At 56.6% G+C, this 14,298-nt stretch carries 18 protein-coding genes; all 18 read right to left on the bottom strand.

The annotated features are described in order from the left end of the window. Position 1 precedes the first annotated feature (1 nt). The 18 genes from Q0Z69_RS06290 to Q0Z69_RS06205 all read right to left on the bottom strand — a co-directional run bounded on the left by Q0Z69_RS06290 (position 2) and on the right by Q0Z69_RS06205 (position 14,243). Entirely contained in the window at positions 2-343 is a 342-nt protein-coding gene (locus Q0Z69_RS06290; protein ID WP_298030938.1) for a phage head closure protein, read from the bottom strand. Next, positions 343-618: a head-tail connector protein gene (locus Q0Z69_RS06285; RefSeq protein ID WP_298030934.1), complete on the bottom strand. Its 276-nt coding sequence runs from the start codon at positions 616-618 to the stop codon at positions 343-345. Before Q0Z69_RS06285 ends, Q0Z69_RS06290 begins: the two co-directional genes overlap by 1 nt. Positions 619-633: 15 nt before the next feature. Beyond that, positions 634-1,851 (bottom strand): phage major capsid protein, encoded by a 1,218-nt coding sequence (locus Q0Z69_RS06280; protein WP_367272249.1) that lies wholly within the window; start codon positions 1,849-1,851, stop codon positions 634-636. A 13-nt stretch (positions 1,852-1,864) separates the two neighbouring features. After that, positions 1,865-2,683, bottom strand: a complete 819-nt coding sequence (locus Q0Z69_RS06275; protein ID WP_298030928.1) for a head maturation protease, ClpP-related — start codon at positions 2,681-2,683, stop codon at positions 1,865-1,867. Beyond that, positions 2,622-3,929, bottom strand: a complete 1,308-nt coding sequence (locus Q0Z69_RS06270) for a phage portal protein (RefSeq protein ID WP_298030923.1) — start codon at positions 3,927-3,929, stop codon at positions 2,622-2,624. The genes Q0Z69_RS06275 and Q0Z69_RS06270 overlap by 62 nt, the downstream gene beginning before the upstream one ends. Positions 3,930-4,012: 83 nt before the next feature. Beyond that, complete coding sequence (locus tag Q0Z69_RS06265) at positions 4,013-4,309, bottom strand: hypothetical protein (protein WP_298030921.1); 297 nt, start codon at positions 4,307-4,309, stop codon at positions 4,013-4,015. A gap of 95 nt (positions 4,310-4,404) precedes the next feature. After that, a complete protein-coding gene (locus Q0Z69_RS06260; protein WP_298031096.1) occupies positions 4,405-6,006 on the bottom strand; it encodes a terminase large subunit in 1,602 nt (533 codons plus the stop codon). A gap of 119 nt (positions 6,007-6,125) precedes the next feature. After that, on the bottom strand, positions 6,126-6,401 hold the full coding sequence (locus Q0Z69_RS06255; protein WP_298030919.1) for a hypothetical protein: 276 nt from the start codon (positions 6,399-6,401) through the stop codon (positions 6,126-6,128). A gap of 137 nt (positions 6,402-6,538) precedes the next feature. Then, the gene (locus tag Q0Z69_RS06250; RefSeq protein ID WP_298030916.1) at positions 6,539-6,949 is read right to left on the bottom strand and encodes a hypothetical protein; all 411 of its coding nucleotides are present in this window, start codon (positions 6,947-6,949) and stop codon (positions 6,539-6,541) included. A gap of 13 nt (positions 6,950-6,962) precedes the next feature. Continuing rightward, positions 6,963-7,175 (bottom strand): hypothetical protein, encoded by a 213-nt coding sequence (locus Q0Z69_RS06245; RefSeq protein WP_298030913.1) that lies wholly within the window; start codon positions 7,173-7,175, stop codon positions 6,963-6,965. 126 nt (positions 7,176-7,301) lie between these two features. Next, positions 7,302-7,679, bottom strand: coding sequence for a hypothetical protein (locus tag Q0Z69_RS06240; protein ID WP_298030910.1), 378 nt, complete (start codon positions 7,677-7,679; stop codon positions 7,302-7,304). Positions 7,680-7,702: 23 nt separating this feature from the next. Further along, positions 7,703-7,924, bottom strand: coding sequence for a hypothetical protein (locus Q0Z69_RS06235; RefSeq protein WP_298030907.1), 222 nt, complete (start codon positions 7,922-7,924; stop codon positions 7,703-7,705). Then, positions 7,914-8,600 carry a gamma-glutamylcyclotransferase family protein gene (locus tag Q0Z69_RS16860; RefSeq protein ID WP_367272246.1) on the bottom strand — a complete coding sequence of 229 codons (687 nt, stop codon included), beginning with the start codon at positions 8,598-8,600 and terminating at the stop codon, positions 7,914-7,916. Before Q0Z69_RS16860 ends, Q0Z69_RS06235 begins: the two co-directional genes overlap by 11 nt. Positions 8,601-8,717: 117 nt before the next feature. Beyond that, positions 8,718-9,665, bottom strand: a complete 948-nt coding sequence (locus Q0Z69_RS06225) for an amidoligase family protein (RefSeq protein WP_298030904.1) — start codon at positions 9,663-9,665, stop codon at positions 8,718-8,720. A gap of 128 nt (positions 9,666-9,793) precedes the next feature. Then, a complete protein-coding gene (locus tag Q0Z69_RS06220; protein WP_298030901.1) occupies positions 9,794-10,015 on the bottom strand; it encodes a DUF4314 domain-containing protein in 222 nt (73 codons plus the stop codon). Further along, a complete protein-coding gene (locus Q0Z69_RS06215) occupies positions 9,999-10,754 on the bottom strand; it encodes a virulence protein (RefSeq protein WP_298030898.1) in 756 nt (251 codons plus the stop codon). Before Q0Z69_RS06215 ends, Q0Z69_RS06220 begins: the two co-directional genes overlap by 17 nt. Positions 10,755-10,836: 82 nt before the next feature. After that, positions 10,837-12,993 (bottom strand): DNA cytosine methyltransferase, encoded by a 2,157-nt coding sequence (locus tag Q0Z69_RS06210; RefSeq protein WP_298030896.1) that lies wholly within the window; start codon positions 12,991-12,993, stop codon positions 10,837-10,839. Next, positions 12,990-14,243 (bottom strand): site-specific DNA-methyltransferase, encoded by a 1,254-nt coding sequence (locus Q0Z69_RS06205; protein WP_298030893.1) that lies wholly within the window; start codon positions 14,241-14,243, stop codon positions 12,990-12,992. The genes Q0Z69_RS06210 and Q0Z69_RS06205 overlap by 4 nt, the downstream gene beginning before the upstream one ends. Positions 14,244-14,298: the final 55 nt, after the last annotated feature.

Here is a 14,298-nt window from a genome sequence, read left to right as displayed (position 1 = left end):
CTCACCGCCTCGCTTTCCTGCACTTAAATTTCAGACATTTCTTTTTATAATTCATGTGGTCAACGGCAAGGATATCGTAAATCCCGCCGCCAAACACCACGCGGTATCCCGTGGAATCAACCACGGATGCCTTTTTACAGTACCTTACCGTGAAGGAAATATCCGGTTCATCCACTACTGTGGCAGCCACATCTGCTTCGCTGGTCTGCTTCCCCGCCTCGCCGCCTACCGTAGCATGGCAGGAATAATAATCCGTCCATGTATTTTTGTGGTTGCCGGCGCCGTCCACCGCCACGGCATTCTTCTGGAAGGTGATGCGGACATTCAAAAGGGAAACCTCCATCAGAACGCCTCCTTCCGGCTGCCTGAAAGGAGCGAGCGCAGGGTGAGCGTGAGGGCATGGTGGTCGGCATCCTCCCGGTGTTCATACAGATAGGCGGCCGTATACTGCACGGCTATCCCTGCGTTTTCCACTGCCGCAAACTCCCCCGCGTCATCCATCCGCGCCACATCCATGCAGATTTTTTCCGACGCCCTGATAATGCTTCCGATCAGGGCATCATCGTCATCGTAGTCCACACGGAGGTAATTTTTCATTTCTTCCAGCGTCACCACCATGCCCGCCCCCTTCCATCAGCCTGCGGATGCCGTTTTCTGCACCAGCACCTTCACCGCTTCCGCAAGGATCATCTTCCCGTCCACACGCTGCGAGGCGAGGAATCCCACCTGCCCGGTGGCTGCGAACAGCTCGTTCAGGCGCTTGAAGGAACGCCCCTGCCGGTCGGCAATCCAGTAATAGGAAAAGTCACCGAAGGCGATGGTCTTTGCGCCTGCGGCAATGGACGGCATATACGCAGAGGTCTTCACCGGCCTGCCAAGGATGGTATCCGGCGTTCCTGCCACCAAAGAAGGCTGCCACAAATACTGCCCGTTATTGTCCTTCAGCTTGCGGATGGCCTTGATGGTGGAATCATTCAGCACCCACACGGATTTCTTGCGGTACGGGGATTTCAGCGAATAATATAAATCCATCAGCTCATCCGCCGTCACAGCAGTTGCAGAGGCGGCGGTCACGCCCGTTTCTGCGCCGCCCGTGGTCGCAAGCACGCCCAGGGGCTTGCCCTTGCCGTCCCCCGTGAAGAACGCCTCCTCTTCCTTCGCCCCGATGCGGCGGGCAAACTCGCGGGAGATATAGGACTGCAGGTCAAAGACGCTGTCGTTTAACAGCTCCTCGGAAACCTTGATCATGGTGCCCAGCTTGTAAGCGCCAATGGAAACCTGCCCGAAGGAATCGTCGCTTTCCGGGTATGCGCCCTCCTCGTCAATCCAGGATGCCGTGCCTTTAGATGCAACAACGGGAATCTTGCGGTCGCCGCTTGAGGTCTTTATCACCTTCGCTATCTGCCGGAAGATGTTCTCTTCCTCCAAAGCCTCCACCAGCGTCCTCTCGTATTCATCCGGCACCAGGTAGCCGCCCTCGGAGTCCGTGCCAACCTGCAGGGCGTTGGCGACCGCAGGCATCGGCGCCTTGGAGCGCATGGCGTTCCAGAAGTTCTTCCGGTAATCGTCGGAGGCACGCCCGGTCTTATCCTCCGTATCGTCCGCCCTGCCGCCCGGCTTCCCCGTGAGGGGCTTGTTCACCGGGCGGTTCAGCTCCGCATCCAGGGCCTCCTGCCGCTCCAGCCTTGCGATCTCCTTCCCCAGGTCGGTGATCTCCTGCTCCATCTTCGTGTATGCGGCATCGTCCTCTGCAGAAAGGACTCCGTTCTCCTTCCTGTGGGAATCCAAGAATGCCTTTGCCGCCTCCCATGCCTTTGCGCGTTTCTCACGCAGTTCCAGAATCGTCATAATGAAATCCTCCTTCTTATCGCTTTAATAAATTAAGCCGCTCCATGAGTGCGTCCACGGAACGGCCGGTTTCTGTATCCGCAGCAGGGATTTTTGCCTGCGCCTGGATATCTTCCTTCGGTTTTTCCCCGCCATATTTGGCGGCCAGTTTATTCAAAAGGGCGTTGTTTGCCGCCCTGCGGGAGAACAGCATGGAACTTGGAGCGGGAGGGAATTTCTTCTCTTCTTCCTCATCCTCTTCGCTTTCCTCCGGCTCTTTTTCCGGCTCCGCCTTTGCCCGCGCCATGATCCCATCCGCAAAGCCAAGCTCCACCGCCTTGTTTGCATCCATCCACGTTTCCGCGTCCATCAGGTGAGACAGCTTCGGCCGGGAAAGCCCCGTCTTTAACACATAGGCGTTGATGATGGATTCCTTCACTTCGGAAAGCATATCGATGGCTTTCTGCATCTCAGCGTGGTCGCCCCAGGCGATGGTGGCGGGATTGTGGATCATAAGCATGGAGACCGGGGACACCAGGACGGTGTCGCCTGCCATGGCGATCACACTGGCGGCACTTGCGGCGATGCCGTCTATTTTTACAGTCACTTTGCCCTTATAGTTGGAGAGCATATTGTAGATCTGTGCCGCCGCCACGCAGTCGCCGCCCGGCGAATTGATCCACACGGTAATGTCCCCGCTCCCGGCATTCAGCTCATCCTTGAAAAGCTGTGGAGTGACGTCATCGTCAAACCAGCTTTCCTCTGCGATGGTGCCGTTCAGTTCCAGTATCCGCTCAGTCACTTCCGGCTTCTGGTTCCTCGCCTTCCTCCAGTTCCAGAACTTCTTCGTTTTCATTGGATTCCTCCTTCCCTTCTTGGTACGCCGCCCCTGACATCGAAAGCGGCATCATGTTCCCATTGATAAGATATAAATCACCTCCCAGCTCCTCCGGGATACGGTCAAGGTTCTCCAGCTCCCGGATATCATTTGCGGACATCCACCCGTTCTGCCGCCCCACGGCGTACCCGTTCATGCGGCTCTGGTAGTCGCCACGGAGCAGGCCGTCCACGTTGAATTTCACAAAATACTGCTTCTTTTCCTCTGGCGTCAGCAAAGACCGCGCCATGGACTGCTCCCATCTCGATACCCATGGGTCGAGTGTATATTTCACAAATTCCAAAGACTGCTGCTCGATGTTGGAGAAGCTGCTCTTGTCGAGGTCGCCCACCATATGGGGAGGCACACGGAAAATCCGCGCAATCTCATTGATTTGGAACTTCCGTGTTTCCAGGAACTGCGCCTGTTCCGGTGGGACGGATATAGGCGTATACTTAAGGCCCTCTTCCAGGACAGCCACTTTGTTTGCGTTGTGGCTGCCGCCAAAAGCAGACTGCCAGCTCTCCCTTACCCGCGCTGGGTCTTTCAAAGTCCCTGGATGCTCCAGCACGCCGCTTGGCTGTGCGCCGTTGGCGAAGAACTTCGCCCCATACTCCTCACAGGCTATCGCCATGCCGATGGCGTTCTTTGCCATGGCAATGGGGGAATAGCCCACCAGCCCGTCAAAGCCGAGTCCGGGGATGTGCAGCACCTCCGTAGGCGGCAGGACGACCGTGCTGCCCTTTACCGTGGGTGCGTCATCCATGCCCACCGTGTATTCATAATAAAGCTGCCCCTTGGAATCCCGCTCCACATTCATGCGGTCCGGCATCAGCGGGTACAGTCCCAAGACTTCCCCCTTGCCGTTGCGGATGATCTGTGCGTAGGCATTGCCCCAAAGGAGCAGGTGCGTCATCAGCGTTTCCCGGAACACGAAGGAAGTCATCTCCGGGTTCGGCTCGTCATGGAGCAGAAAATACAGCGGGTGGTCCGCCGCCTTCTCCTTCCCGCCGTTATCCGTGTATTTATAAAAATGCAGCGGCAGCCCCGCCACCGCCTCGGACAGAATCCGGACGCAGGAGTACACCGCCGTCATCTGCATGGAGGAACGCTCGTTTACCCTTTTCCCGCTCGTGCTTCCGCCCATGAAAAAGCTGTAGGCACTGCCCGACGTGCGGTTCTGTGGTGCATCCCTCGCCCTGAACAACCCGCTGAATAATCCCATAGGAACCACGCTCCTTTCCGAAAAGCAGACAGACAGAAGGCACCGCCGAAGCGATGCCCGTCTGCCTGCCCGAAAATGTATTTTTATTTTCCTTCCTTGAACTGTTTTATCCATCTGTCAAGGTTTATCCCGTCCCGGAACCCTGCCCGGTAGTAATATTCGTTTTCCCTTGTTGCTTCCGAGTTTGTCGCATCCTCGCACAGCTCCATCATTTCCCGCTGCTCCGCGCTTAACTGCTCAAACAGCAGTTCGTGTGCCTGGTCTGCTTTTTCCGCCTCCGCCGCCTGTTCCTCCGTAAGGGGATAATCCTTTTTAAAGGCATCATGGTGCATCCCCATCCGTTCCGAAATGATAAGTTCAAGGAAATCCTTCTCATCCACCCATTCCACCTCCTTCGCCAGACAGCATAAAGGAATGCGGGAAAAATAGCCATACAAGGAACCACCAAGGATTCCGCACATATCTCTGTAAAATGCTAAAATACCAACAAACCGCGGGAATCATAGACACTTTCCGAAGTTTCATTCCCACAGCGGATGGCACGGTCAAGCCCCATGATCGTTGCCACCGCCCCGTCAATCTTCTCCGTGGACTTTTCTTTATCCGCCTTGATATTCCCCGCAGGGTCGGTGCGGATGAAGATATTGTCCATCATCCACCGAAGGACCGGATGCCCACCGTGGGCAACCATCTGCTCCAGCACCAGCTTCATCAGTTCCTTGGTCGGCGGGGACATATCCTTGAAGCCCTGCCCGAACGGGACCACCGTGAATCCCATGCCCTCAAGGTTCTGCACCATCTGCACCGCTCCCCACCGGTCAAAGGCGATCTCCCGGATGTTGAACCGCTCACCGAGCCGCTCGATGTATTTCTCAATAAAGCCGTAATGCACCACGTTCCCCTCCGTGGTCATCAGCTTCCCCTGCCGCTCCCACACATCATAAGGAACATGGTCGCGCCTCACACGCAGCTCCAGCGTTTCCTCCGGCACCCAAAAATAAGGGAGAATGCAGTATTTATCCTCCTCGTCCAGCGGCGGGAACACCAGCACGAACGCCGTGATGTCCGTGGTGGAGGACAAGTCCAGCCCACCATAACACACACGCCCTTCCAGATCATCCTCGGAAACGGGGAAAGCACAGGCATCCCATTTATCCATGGGCATCCACCGCACTGCCTGTTTCACCCACTGGTTTAAGCGGAGCTGCCGGAAACTGTTCTCTTCCCCCGGATTCTGCTTTGCCGACTCGCAGGCGGCCTCTACCTTGTCAATCCCCACCGTGATATTCAAAGACGGATTGGCTTTCTTCCACACCTTCGGATCCGTCCAGTCGTCCTCTTCATCCGCGCCATAGATGACGGGATAGAAGGTCGGGTCAATCTTCCGCCCCTCTAAGATGTCCTTTGCCTTCTGGTGCGTCTCATAGCAGATGGAGTGGGTATCTGTCCCCGCCGTGGTGATGAGGAAATACAGCGGCTGCATCCTGGCGTCGCCGGAGCCCTTGGTCATGACGTCAAACAGCTTCCGGTTCGGCTGCGTGTGCAGCTCGTCAAATACCACACCGTGGATGTTGAAGCCGTGCTTGGAATACGCCTCCGCCGAAAGCACCTGGTAGAAGGAATTGGTCGGGGTGTATATGATCCGTTTCTGCGAAGCGAGTATCTTCACCCTCTTATTCAGCGCGGGACACATCCGCACCATGTCCGCCGCCACGTCAAAGACGATGGTAGCCTGCTGCCGGTCGGCGGCGCACCCATACACTTCCGCCCGCTCCTCCCCATCCCCGCAGGTCAAAAGCAGCGCCACGGCCGCTGCCAGCTCCGACTTGCCCTGCTTCTTCGGAATCTCAACGTATGCCGTGTTGAACTGGCGGTACCCGTTGGGCTTTAACGTACCGAAAATATCCCGGATGATCTGCTCCTGCCAGTCAATCAGTTCAAAAGGCTTCCCCGCCCATGTCCCTTTGGTGTGGCAGAGGCTCTCGATGAACATCACGGCAAAATCGGCGGCATCCTTATCGTAACGGCTGTCCTTCGCCTTGAATTTTGTCGGCCTGTATTTTTTCAGTTTCCGCATTGCCACCGGCATCACCTCCCCAAAGATGGCATCAAAAATGGCCTGCCACTGGCAAGCCGTAATCTATCGGTACAAGATACAGAGCCTTCCGGCTCCGTTCTTGGAATGCTCACTTGTCTTTACTGCTGCATCGCCCAGGCGATTGCGTGGCCGTCATCCTCGAACTCGACTCCGCTTGCGGCCCTCAGACCGATGGTGCCTTCGCAGGTGTGGTCGTCGCCCAGGAATTCATAAGCCGCCCCGAAGTAGCAGGGCTTGTTCTGCCCGTTGTAGAAGTATCCCGCAATGACCACCCTGTCCCCGAAGGTCAGCAGCTTGCTCCATCTGCATTCCAAATCCTCCGGCGTGGTGGGGTTCGGCAGTCTGTAGGTTTTCATTGCATCGCTGATTTTCATGGTCTTTGTCCTCCGTTTTCTCTGTTTTCCCTTTCGGTAGTACACATCTTACCTCTGAATGCGGGTATTATCCACTCAATTCGGAGGCATAAATGTGACAAAGATGACCGCAGAAAGTTGTGTACATTATGGCGCGGCTAAATCTCCACGCCATCCTCCTTAAGCATCTGCCTGCATTCCTCCAACAGCGACTTCCAGTCCGGCGTGATGTTTTTGGGGTAATGGTAGATGTAGGAATATTCCCTGCTCAGCCGCGACCATTCGAAATAATAATCGGGGTTGATCCGCCTCCCTGTCTCCTCATGCATCTCCAGTTCAAAACGGTATCTTGCCCACCAGTCCCGCTCATCCTCGAACTCCGCTTTCCTTACCGGCTTTACAAGGCGGTACCTGTTGTATTTTTTATCATCCTTCTCCACCAGTTCGCCCTTTACCCATCTGTACCCGTTCCCTATGGTGCAGAATAAATGGTTCAAGCAGTGCTTCCTTGTGGGGAATATTGACGGGTAGAAATCCGCCATGAACTGTAATGTATCCTCTGCCCTCATCCTCTTTTCCTCCTTACCAACTTACCTCGACCACTTCGTAATTCCAGTCGCCTTCCCTTCCGCTGCCTTCAAGTTCTTTCTGCCTCCGGGTGATCCAGCCTTTTGCTGCGCGCTCGGTCTTGAATTTCCTTGTGGTGCTTATCCATCCCCTTGCCGTGTGTTCCATTTTGGCAATCATCCTGCTGTGTCCTGTCGCCCTTACCGTTTCCCTGATCCCGTATGCCATGTCCCTGTCCTCCGTTTTTCGTGTTTTCCCTTTCGGTAGTACACATATTCGCTCTGATTGCAGATAATAGCAAGTCAATTACGGGCATAAACTGTACAAATATCTGCGTTGGAAATTGTGTGGTTTTCAATGGTTGGGGATGTGTTTCCCGTTCTCTATCCAGTCAACCAAAGCGATAATCTCACCCTCGGTCTCCATCCGTTCAAACTCCGCCACATCCTCCATGTCCCAATTGATAGGATACACTCCGCAGAACTCCACAATGCAGTCTATCTCCCCAGTCTCAATCCAGTCCCGGTTCAGGTTCCATGCGCCGCAGACCGTATCGACATGGCCGTGGCTGACATGATTCCTGTCAAGCATCCCCTCAATTTTCCTGATGGTTTCATCCTTACAAAGGTTGGTATCCTTCGGAACCGTGATGTAAAACATACATTTTGTGGTCTCGCCCCGTTCCTTCCTCGCGTCAATCCACTCCCGGATGACCTCTGTCCTTTTCTTCATGGCTGCGTCCTCCTTTGCCTTTTTCAGTTCTGCCCGTGCCTTCCGTAGCACCTGTGGATGGCTTCGAGGATCTGTTCCTGTTCCTTCCCGTCCACGCCGATGCTCTCCAGCGCCTCCCTGGTGCCGCAGTCCGGGCAGATTTGCGTTTTGCCATCTTCCCGTGAAACCGCCGGCCTCCCGTGGTAGGCCTGCCCGCACCTGGGGCAGACCGAAATCCTCGCAATCATGTCAACATTATCTTTCATCGTGGTTTCCTCCTGATTCCGTATTTTCCTGGCGCGGGGCGAGCGCCGCCTCCCTGCTGCGGAACATCCGCCCTGCGGATGCGCGGTAACGGCTCCCCCTGCTGTTCTGGAGCCAGAAGTATTTCCCATCGAACCCCAGCACGGTGTAATTGCCCGTGCAGCCATTCTTCCGGTTGGTCGCCATGAAGCAGGCGTCCCCGGTCTTCCAACCGTCTGGAAATTCCTCCCTGCTGTCCGCATATGCCTGTTCCAGGAATGCCTCATCGAACCCGAAGCTCCGGTAGCCCTGCCTGCAGGTCTCCATGTAGGATTCGCTCGGCAGCCCCAGCGGGCGGTCCTCATGCATGATGTAGACGAAAACCTTCCGCTGCCGCACCTTTCCGGTCCTGATGCCCTTGAGGGGCAGTTCCATTTCCTTTTTGTAGTAAAAAGTGGGGAAGCCCTCATAGCGGTCCAGTGCCGCCTCATCCTCCTCCGTCACCGCCCATGCCGCCACGGGTACGCTCGCGCCCTCCTGCGGCTCGATGGTGAGGTAGGAGCCGGTCCTGCTGCCCTTGAACAGCAGCCGGTAGCCCTCGATCACCGAAGTGCCGATGATCCTCGCCCCAGGGCAGCGCATCCGCATCTGCGGGATGTTCAGGTTTGAGCCGTAAGCAATGTAGTATCTCTTTTCCATTCTGAAATCCGTCCTTTCCGAAGGGGGCACCCTTCTACCGCCTTAAGGCCGCCGGAGCGGCCACTGCCTTTCGTGTGCGGCAGATAAGGCGGCAGGAGGCTACCTCCCGCGTTCCCTTCAAGCAGCCCTTCCGCTGCGGAAGGATGCGTCCCCTGCAAGCCTCTTCGTGAGGATGTCCCTTGCGGTCTTGAATTCGTCCCCGATGAAGCCGAGCCGGAGGAGCCAGGTCCTCATGGCGTATTTCGGGTTCTCGTTCTGCTGCGGCTTCGGGCTTGCCGTCTTGACTTCCTTCGCCATCTGGCTGAGTGCGAGGCAGAGCTGGATGTAGCTTTTTAGCTGCCCTGCGTGGAGGCCGCCCCTGCGCCCGTCGCCCGGCCCGTCGAACTGGAAGAGCCGGAACTCGACCGTGCCTTTGGTAAAGGTTGCGTGGTAGTTGAGCATATGGTAGCGGCTGTCGTTGTAGTGCTGGCTTCTGCCGTAGTTTGCGCCGTGGCTCGTGTACCAGATGTCCGCAAGGGCCGCCATTGTGGAAGGCTTCTTCCGGTTGACCTGCTCCAGGAACCGTGGGTCTACCGTGCGGCAGTAGCGGTTCATCCTGCCCCTGTCAAGGTTTAAGGCGTCCGCGATCAGGCTTTCGTGGCTTGCCATGATGTTGGCGAGGTTTCTGAGGCTCTGCGGCGTGTGGCCTTTCGCCCCGATGTGGATGTGTACCCCGCAGCCCCTTCCCGCGTCGCTCTTCGCTCCGGCGTGTCTGAGCTGCCGGATGAGCTCCTGCAGGGTTTCCATGTCCGCGTAGGTAAGGATCGGCGTCACCAGTTCGCATTTTTCGCTGTCCAGCCCCGCGATGCTCACATCCTTCTGGAATTTCCACTCCCTGCCCTGCGCATCCCATGCGGAGTAGGTTTCGTAGCCGTTCCTGCGCGCCGTGTATTCGTGCCTGCCTGTTCCGAAGAAGTCCGCTGCAACCTTCGCCGCCCTGCTCCTTGCGATGCTGTTCATCTCCACCTCGACCCCGATGGTCTGCTTTTTCATTTCCTCAACCTGCCTTGCTAACTTTGCGTTCATGCTGTTTTCCTCCGTTTTCTTTGTGTGTTTTCCCTTTCGGTAGTACACATGTTCGCTCTAAAAGGGGATAATAGCAAGTCAATTCGAGGCATATATTACACAATGATTTGGGCCGGAATTTGTGTATTTTATTGCAGTTTCCGGCAGGCATCCTCGCCGTAAATTACATGGAGGTGGCTGCCATTGTCCCACGCCACCATGACGCTCGCCGTGTCATCCACGCCCGTCACGGTTCCCTTTGTCCCGACGGGCGGGGCCTGCACATCGTCCATCCGCACAAGCTCCACCCGTGTGCCTGCAGGGTACTCCCTGCGGACACGCTCCACTGTCTCCCTATTCGGAAATTTCACTGCTGCCCGCCTCCTTCCTTTCGCCGTTTTTGAATGCCGAGCTGCCGGAGAGGTTCTTCAGCAGGATTTTCCGTTCACCCTTGTATTCCGCCCCGATGAATCCGAGCCGGAGCAGGAAGCAGCGGAATGCGTACTTCTCGTTTTCCACCTTTTTCTCGGTTGCCGTGATGCGCTTCTGGTTCCTCGCCATGTCGCAGAGGGCGGCAATGAAGTGGGTGTAGGCTTTCACCGAATCGCTGTCCTGCCCCTCCGCAAACCAGGGGAAGGAAACCTTCTCCCCGTCCGTTTCAATCGGGAGGCTGCTGGCTGCCAGCGCCTTTTTTATAAGGCTGCCCTTGGCATCCACCAGCTTCCGCAGGTTCTCCAGTGCGGCATCCGTGAAGGATTCCCTCGGCATTGCCACCGTAAGCCCTGCGTTTGCCTCCTGCGGCGCAGTTTCCGGCGCCTCCGCATGATTCTCCGGCTCTGCGGTTTCTTCCGCCGTGCCGCCTTCCTGCGCCGTTTCCGCCGGTGCTGCAATAATCCCCCGTTCAGCAAGCCTTTCCATCAGGTTTTCAATCTCCTCACTGTCCGCCCGGTCGTCAAATTCAACACCGCCGTTCCTGTCGATAGTGAAGTAATCCACCTCGTAAGCCGCCGTCGGCATTCCGAGGTATCTCGGCTTTACCTCTAAAATCTCTCCCATTGCCTGCACCAGCGCTTTCCGCTCTGCCCCTGTCCTGTTGAATTCAAACCTCATTTTTTTGTACCTCCTTCGTTTTTCGGTACTACATTAATCACTCTAAGCGGCAGGAATAGCAAGCAGTATGTGAGAAAATAAATCACAATAAAAAGTCCGGGAACTGTGCATAGTACACAATGCCCGAAAGCACGAAATAAACATTAGGCAAAGCCACGCCATTACCCCACATTTTATATTCAGCGGAATCCGAATGGGGGTCTTTCAGCCATTTAATGATCTGCTTATCTGTTTTGGGTTTGGCAGAAGTCCCCGCAATCTTCCGGTGGGTCTCAAAGACCTCCCGCCAGAAAGCAAGGTCATCCTCCGTGGGTTCCTCCGTCCCAAGCCCGCCGCACCACCAGTCCGGGAAGCCCTGCAGCCTCGCACACTCGGTGGGCGTCAGCCTGCGGACGATATACTCCGGCTCCTCCTTCACATCGTTGATGACAGGAGGGTCCTTATAATCCGTAGCCACCAGCGTGTTCGCCAGCTCTTTCTCCGCCCGTGTGAAATGGGAATTCTTGCTCGTGCAGTAGGTCGGCTGTGCCACGGCGTGGCGATCCGTGGCATCCAGCGTGAAGGAAACATCCTCACCCACGCCGCTGCCCTGCGGCCCGTTCTTATCATCCCGCCCAATCATGGAGCCCTGCAGGACGAAGGTCTGCATCTGCATATTCCGGGTGGCCATCAGCGCACCTGACTTCCCCTGCAGGTCGATGACCTCATCCCTCTGGTTGATGTGGAACGCCGACATCCCTTCCGGCTCCACTACGGCAATGCCGCCCTGGTTGCATCCGGGATTCCCGCCGTTGGCATCCAGCGTCCGGGAGGTTTCCGCCTCATAGAATCCGCTGTGCGGGTTATCCGATTTCATGGCGTTGCTGTCCTTGGAGCAGATGCCGTAAGCCTGCACCACCAGCTCATTGCAGCGGCTCTCCCCCACATCAAAGGCATTCAGCGTGTTTGCCACCCTCCCGTCCTTCCACGCAGGAGCTTCCTCTGCGGAATGCGGCCGCGTCCCCTTGCAGAACGGCACGAACACCGTCTGGTCATTGTTGCAGGAGAGCGTTGCCGATTTGTCATCCTGTATGATCGGGCCTTTCCCGCCGCCCTCGCAGCCGGAACGGATTTTCAGCGTCTTGGGTGTTTCCGGCTCCACCACGAACGGCTGGTTGTTGCCGCCCATCCCATATGTGGCGCTGACTGTAGGCGCAGTTTCCAGCGGCCCCGTGTATCTGGTATCCTGGCTATGGTTTTCATAGCATATCGCAGCCGGAACCGTCCCGGCACGGAGCGTGGGCGAGGTTTCCTCCTCATACCCGATCCCTCGCGCCTTTGCGGAATGCTCCGTGCAGAAACCGGCCGACTCCAAAACGCACGGCGGATGGTGCGCCTCCGCCCGCAGGGTGCAGGTCACCTCATCCGTCACATCCATCCGCTGCCCGCCCTGGTCGTTTAAGCAGACGCTGCCTGCCGTTCCAGCGCCTTCCGCAGCACCTCCGGCAGCTCCTTGCCACGCACGGAAGCCCTCCGCAGAATACCCAGACACGCCTTCGGACTCAAATAATACCCTTCCGGCACTCCCGCCTGCAAAATCTGCGACAAGGTAGATGCGTTTCCTCCGCTGGGGGATTCCCCAAAATTGCGCGTCAAGCACCCGCCATGCGAGGGAAAATCCGTCCCCCACGACAGTTCCCGCGTTTGCCCATTTCCCTTTCGGAGGTCCAGGTACAGAAACACTTTCGTCTTTAACGGAGCAGACCGCTTCGAGGACTGCCTTGAAGTCCTCCCCTTTGTTGGAGGAGAAGGCTCCGGGGACGTTCTCCCACACGATAAACCTTGGATATTTTCCATCTGTTGCACACCTCATTTCCTTTACGATTCGTATTGCCTGGTAGAACAGGCACGACTGCTGCCCGTCAAGCCCCGCCCGCTTGCCGGCCACCGACATATCCGTGCAGGGCGAGCCGAAGGTGATGATGTCCACGGGGGCGACTTTCGCGCCGTCCACTGTGGAAATGTCGCCTAAGTGCTTCACAAAGGGCAGCCGCTTCGTGGTCACACGGATGGGGAACGGCTCAATTTCTGATGCCCACAAAGGCTTTATTCCGGCAAGCAGCCCGCCGAGCGGAAAGCCCCCGGAGCCATCAAACAGGCTGCCAAGAGTCAGGCAGGAACCCGCAGTCTGCGGATCCGGTGTGTCTCCGCCGCCACTGCTCCCCTCCCTACTATGGATATATATAGCGTCCGCATTCATGCCGTCTCCACCTCCTTCACCAGCGCGGAATACGGGATTCTCTCCCCGCCCCGCTCCACATACACATTTTCCGAATCCCCGGTGTCCTCCACATACCTCCGCAGAATCACAGACGCATATTTCTCATCCAGTTCCATCATGCAGCAGATGCGGCCCGTCTGTTCGCACGCCATCATCGTGGATCCGCTGCCGCCGAAGGTGTCCAGCACGATGGCGTTCTCCTGGGAGGAATTGCAGATAGGATACGCCAGCAGGTCGAGGGGCTTGGATGTCGGGTGGTTCTTGTTCCGTTTCGGCTTGTCATAGTTCCAGATGGTGGTCTGCTTCCGGTCGGAATACCACGGGTGCTTCCCGTTTTTCAGAAAGCCGTACAGCACAGGCTCATGCTGCCATTGGTAATCCGAGCGTCCAAGCACCAGGGAATTCTTCACCCATATGCACACCCCTGCAAGGTGGAACCCTGCATCCACAAACGCCTTCCTGAAATTCAGCCCCTCCGTGTCCGCATGGAACACATATGCCGCGCCGCCACTTTCCAGATGCTCCACCATGCACGAAAACGAATTGTACAGAAATGTGTAGAATTCATCTCCTTTCATGCTGTCGTTCTGGATGGTCAGCCCGCCGGAACTCTTGAAGGAAACCCCATAGGGCGGATCCGTCACGATGAGGTTTGCTTTCTTCCCACCCATGAGCGCCGCAACATCCTCTGTGATGGTGGCATCCCCGCACATCAGCCTGTGCCTCCCCACCGTCCAGATGTCGCCCCGCTCCACGAATGCCGCCTTCTCCAATGCGGCGGAAAGGTCAAAATCATCATCCTTCACATCCTTCTCCCCGTCGCCGGCAAAGAGGTCGGCAATCTCATCCGCGCCGAAGCCCGTCAGGGATACATCGAAATCCGCGCCCTGCAGGCTTTCAATCTCGATGCGGAGCAGCTCCTCATCCCATCCCGCATCAAGGGCCATGCGGTTGTCAGCAAGGATATAGGCTTTCTTCTGCGCCTCCGTCAGGTAGTCCACAAACACACACGGCACTTCCGTGATGCCTTCCTCCTTCGCCGCCATAATTCTCCCATGTCCTGCAATGACATTAAAATCCCGGTCGATGATGACCGGGTTGATGAAGCCGAACTCCCGCAGGGACGAGCGGAGCTTTGTAAGCTGTTCCGGCGAATGTGTCCGCGCATTATTTACATACGGCACCAGTTTCTCAACCGCTACAAGCTGCATATCAGTCGTTGTCTTCATTAAAAACCTCCATTTCATAGCAGACGGCATCTCCTAAATCACCCTCTGATTAAAA

This window comes from uncultured Dysosmobacter sp., from assembly GCF_947631165.1.
Classification (GTDB): Bacteria; Bacillota; Clostridia; order Oscillospirales; family Oscillospiraceae; genus Oscillibacter.
Note: the sequence above shows the minus strand (reverse complement) of the source record. Positions and strands in the feature narration are given on the sequence as shown.

Excerpts from the sequence above, each read along its gene's own strand:
- Q0Z69_RS06290 (WP_298030938.1), bottom strand. The coding sequence starts at position 343 with ATGGAGGTTTCCCTTTTGAATGTCCGCATCACCTTCCAGAAGAATGCC.
- Q0Z69_RS06285 (WP_298030934.1), bottom strand. The coding sequence starts at position 618 with ATGGTGGTGACGCTGGAAGAAATGAAAAATTACCTCCGTGTGGACTAC.
- Q0Z69_RS06275 (WP_298030928.1), bottom strand. The coding sequence starts at position 2,683 with ATGAAAACGAAGAAGTTCTGGAACTGGAGGAAGGCGAGGAACCAGAAG.
- Q0Z69_RS06270 (WP_298030923.1), bottom strand. The coding sequence starts at position 3,929 with ATGGGATTATTCAGCGGGTTGTTCAGGGCGAGGGATGCACCACAGAAC.
- Q0Z69_RS06260 (WP_298031096.1), bottom strand. The coding sequence starts at position 6,006 with ATGCGGAAACTGAAAAAATACAGGCCGACAAAATTCAAGGCGAAGGAC.
- Q0Z69_RS06255 (WP_298030919.1), bottom strand. The coding sequence starts at position 6,401 with ATGAAAATCAGCGATGCAATGAAAACCTACAGACTGCCGAACCCCACC.
- Q0Z69_RS06250 (WP_298030916.1), bottom strand. The coding sequence starts at position 6,949 with ATGAGGGCAGAGGATACATTACAGTTCATGGCGGATTTCTACCCGTCA.
- Q0Z69_RS06245 (WP_298030913.1), bottom strand. The coding sequence starts at position 7,175 with ATGGCATACGGGATCAGGGAAACGGTAAGGGCGACAGGACACAGCAGG.
- Q0Z69_RS06240 (WP_298030910.1), bottom strand. The coding sequence starts at position 7,679 with ATGAAGAAAAGGACAGAGGTCATCCGGGAGTGGATTGACGCGAGGAAG.
- Q0Z69_RS06235 (WP_298030907.1), bottom strand. The coding sequence starts at position 7,924 with ATGAAAGATAATGTTGACATGATTGCGAGGATTTCGGTCTGCCCCAGG.
- Q0Z69_RS16860 (WP_367272246.1), bottom strand. The coding sequence starts at position 8,600 with ATGGAAAAGAGATACTACATTGCTTACGGCTCAAACCTGAACATCCCG.
- Q0Z69_RS06225 (WP_298030904.1), bottom strand. The coding sequence starts at position 9,665 with ATGAACGCAAAGTTAGCAAGGCAGGTTGAGGAAATGAAAAAGCAGACC.
- Q0Z69_RS06215 (WP_298030898.1), bottom strand. The coding sequence starts at position 10,754 with ATGAGGTTTGAATTCAACAGGACAGGGGCAGAGCGGAAAGCGCTGGTG.
- Q0Z69_RS06210 (WP_298030896.1), bottom strand. The coding sequence starts at position 12,993 with ATGAATGCGGACGCTATATATATCCATAGTAGGGAGGGGAGCAGTGGC.
- Q0Z69_RS06205 (WP_298030893.1), bottom strand. The coding sequence starts at position 14,243 with ATGAAGACAACGACTGATATGCAGCTTGTAGCGGTTGAGAAACTGGTG.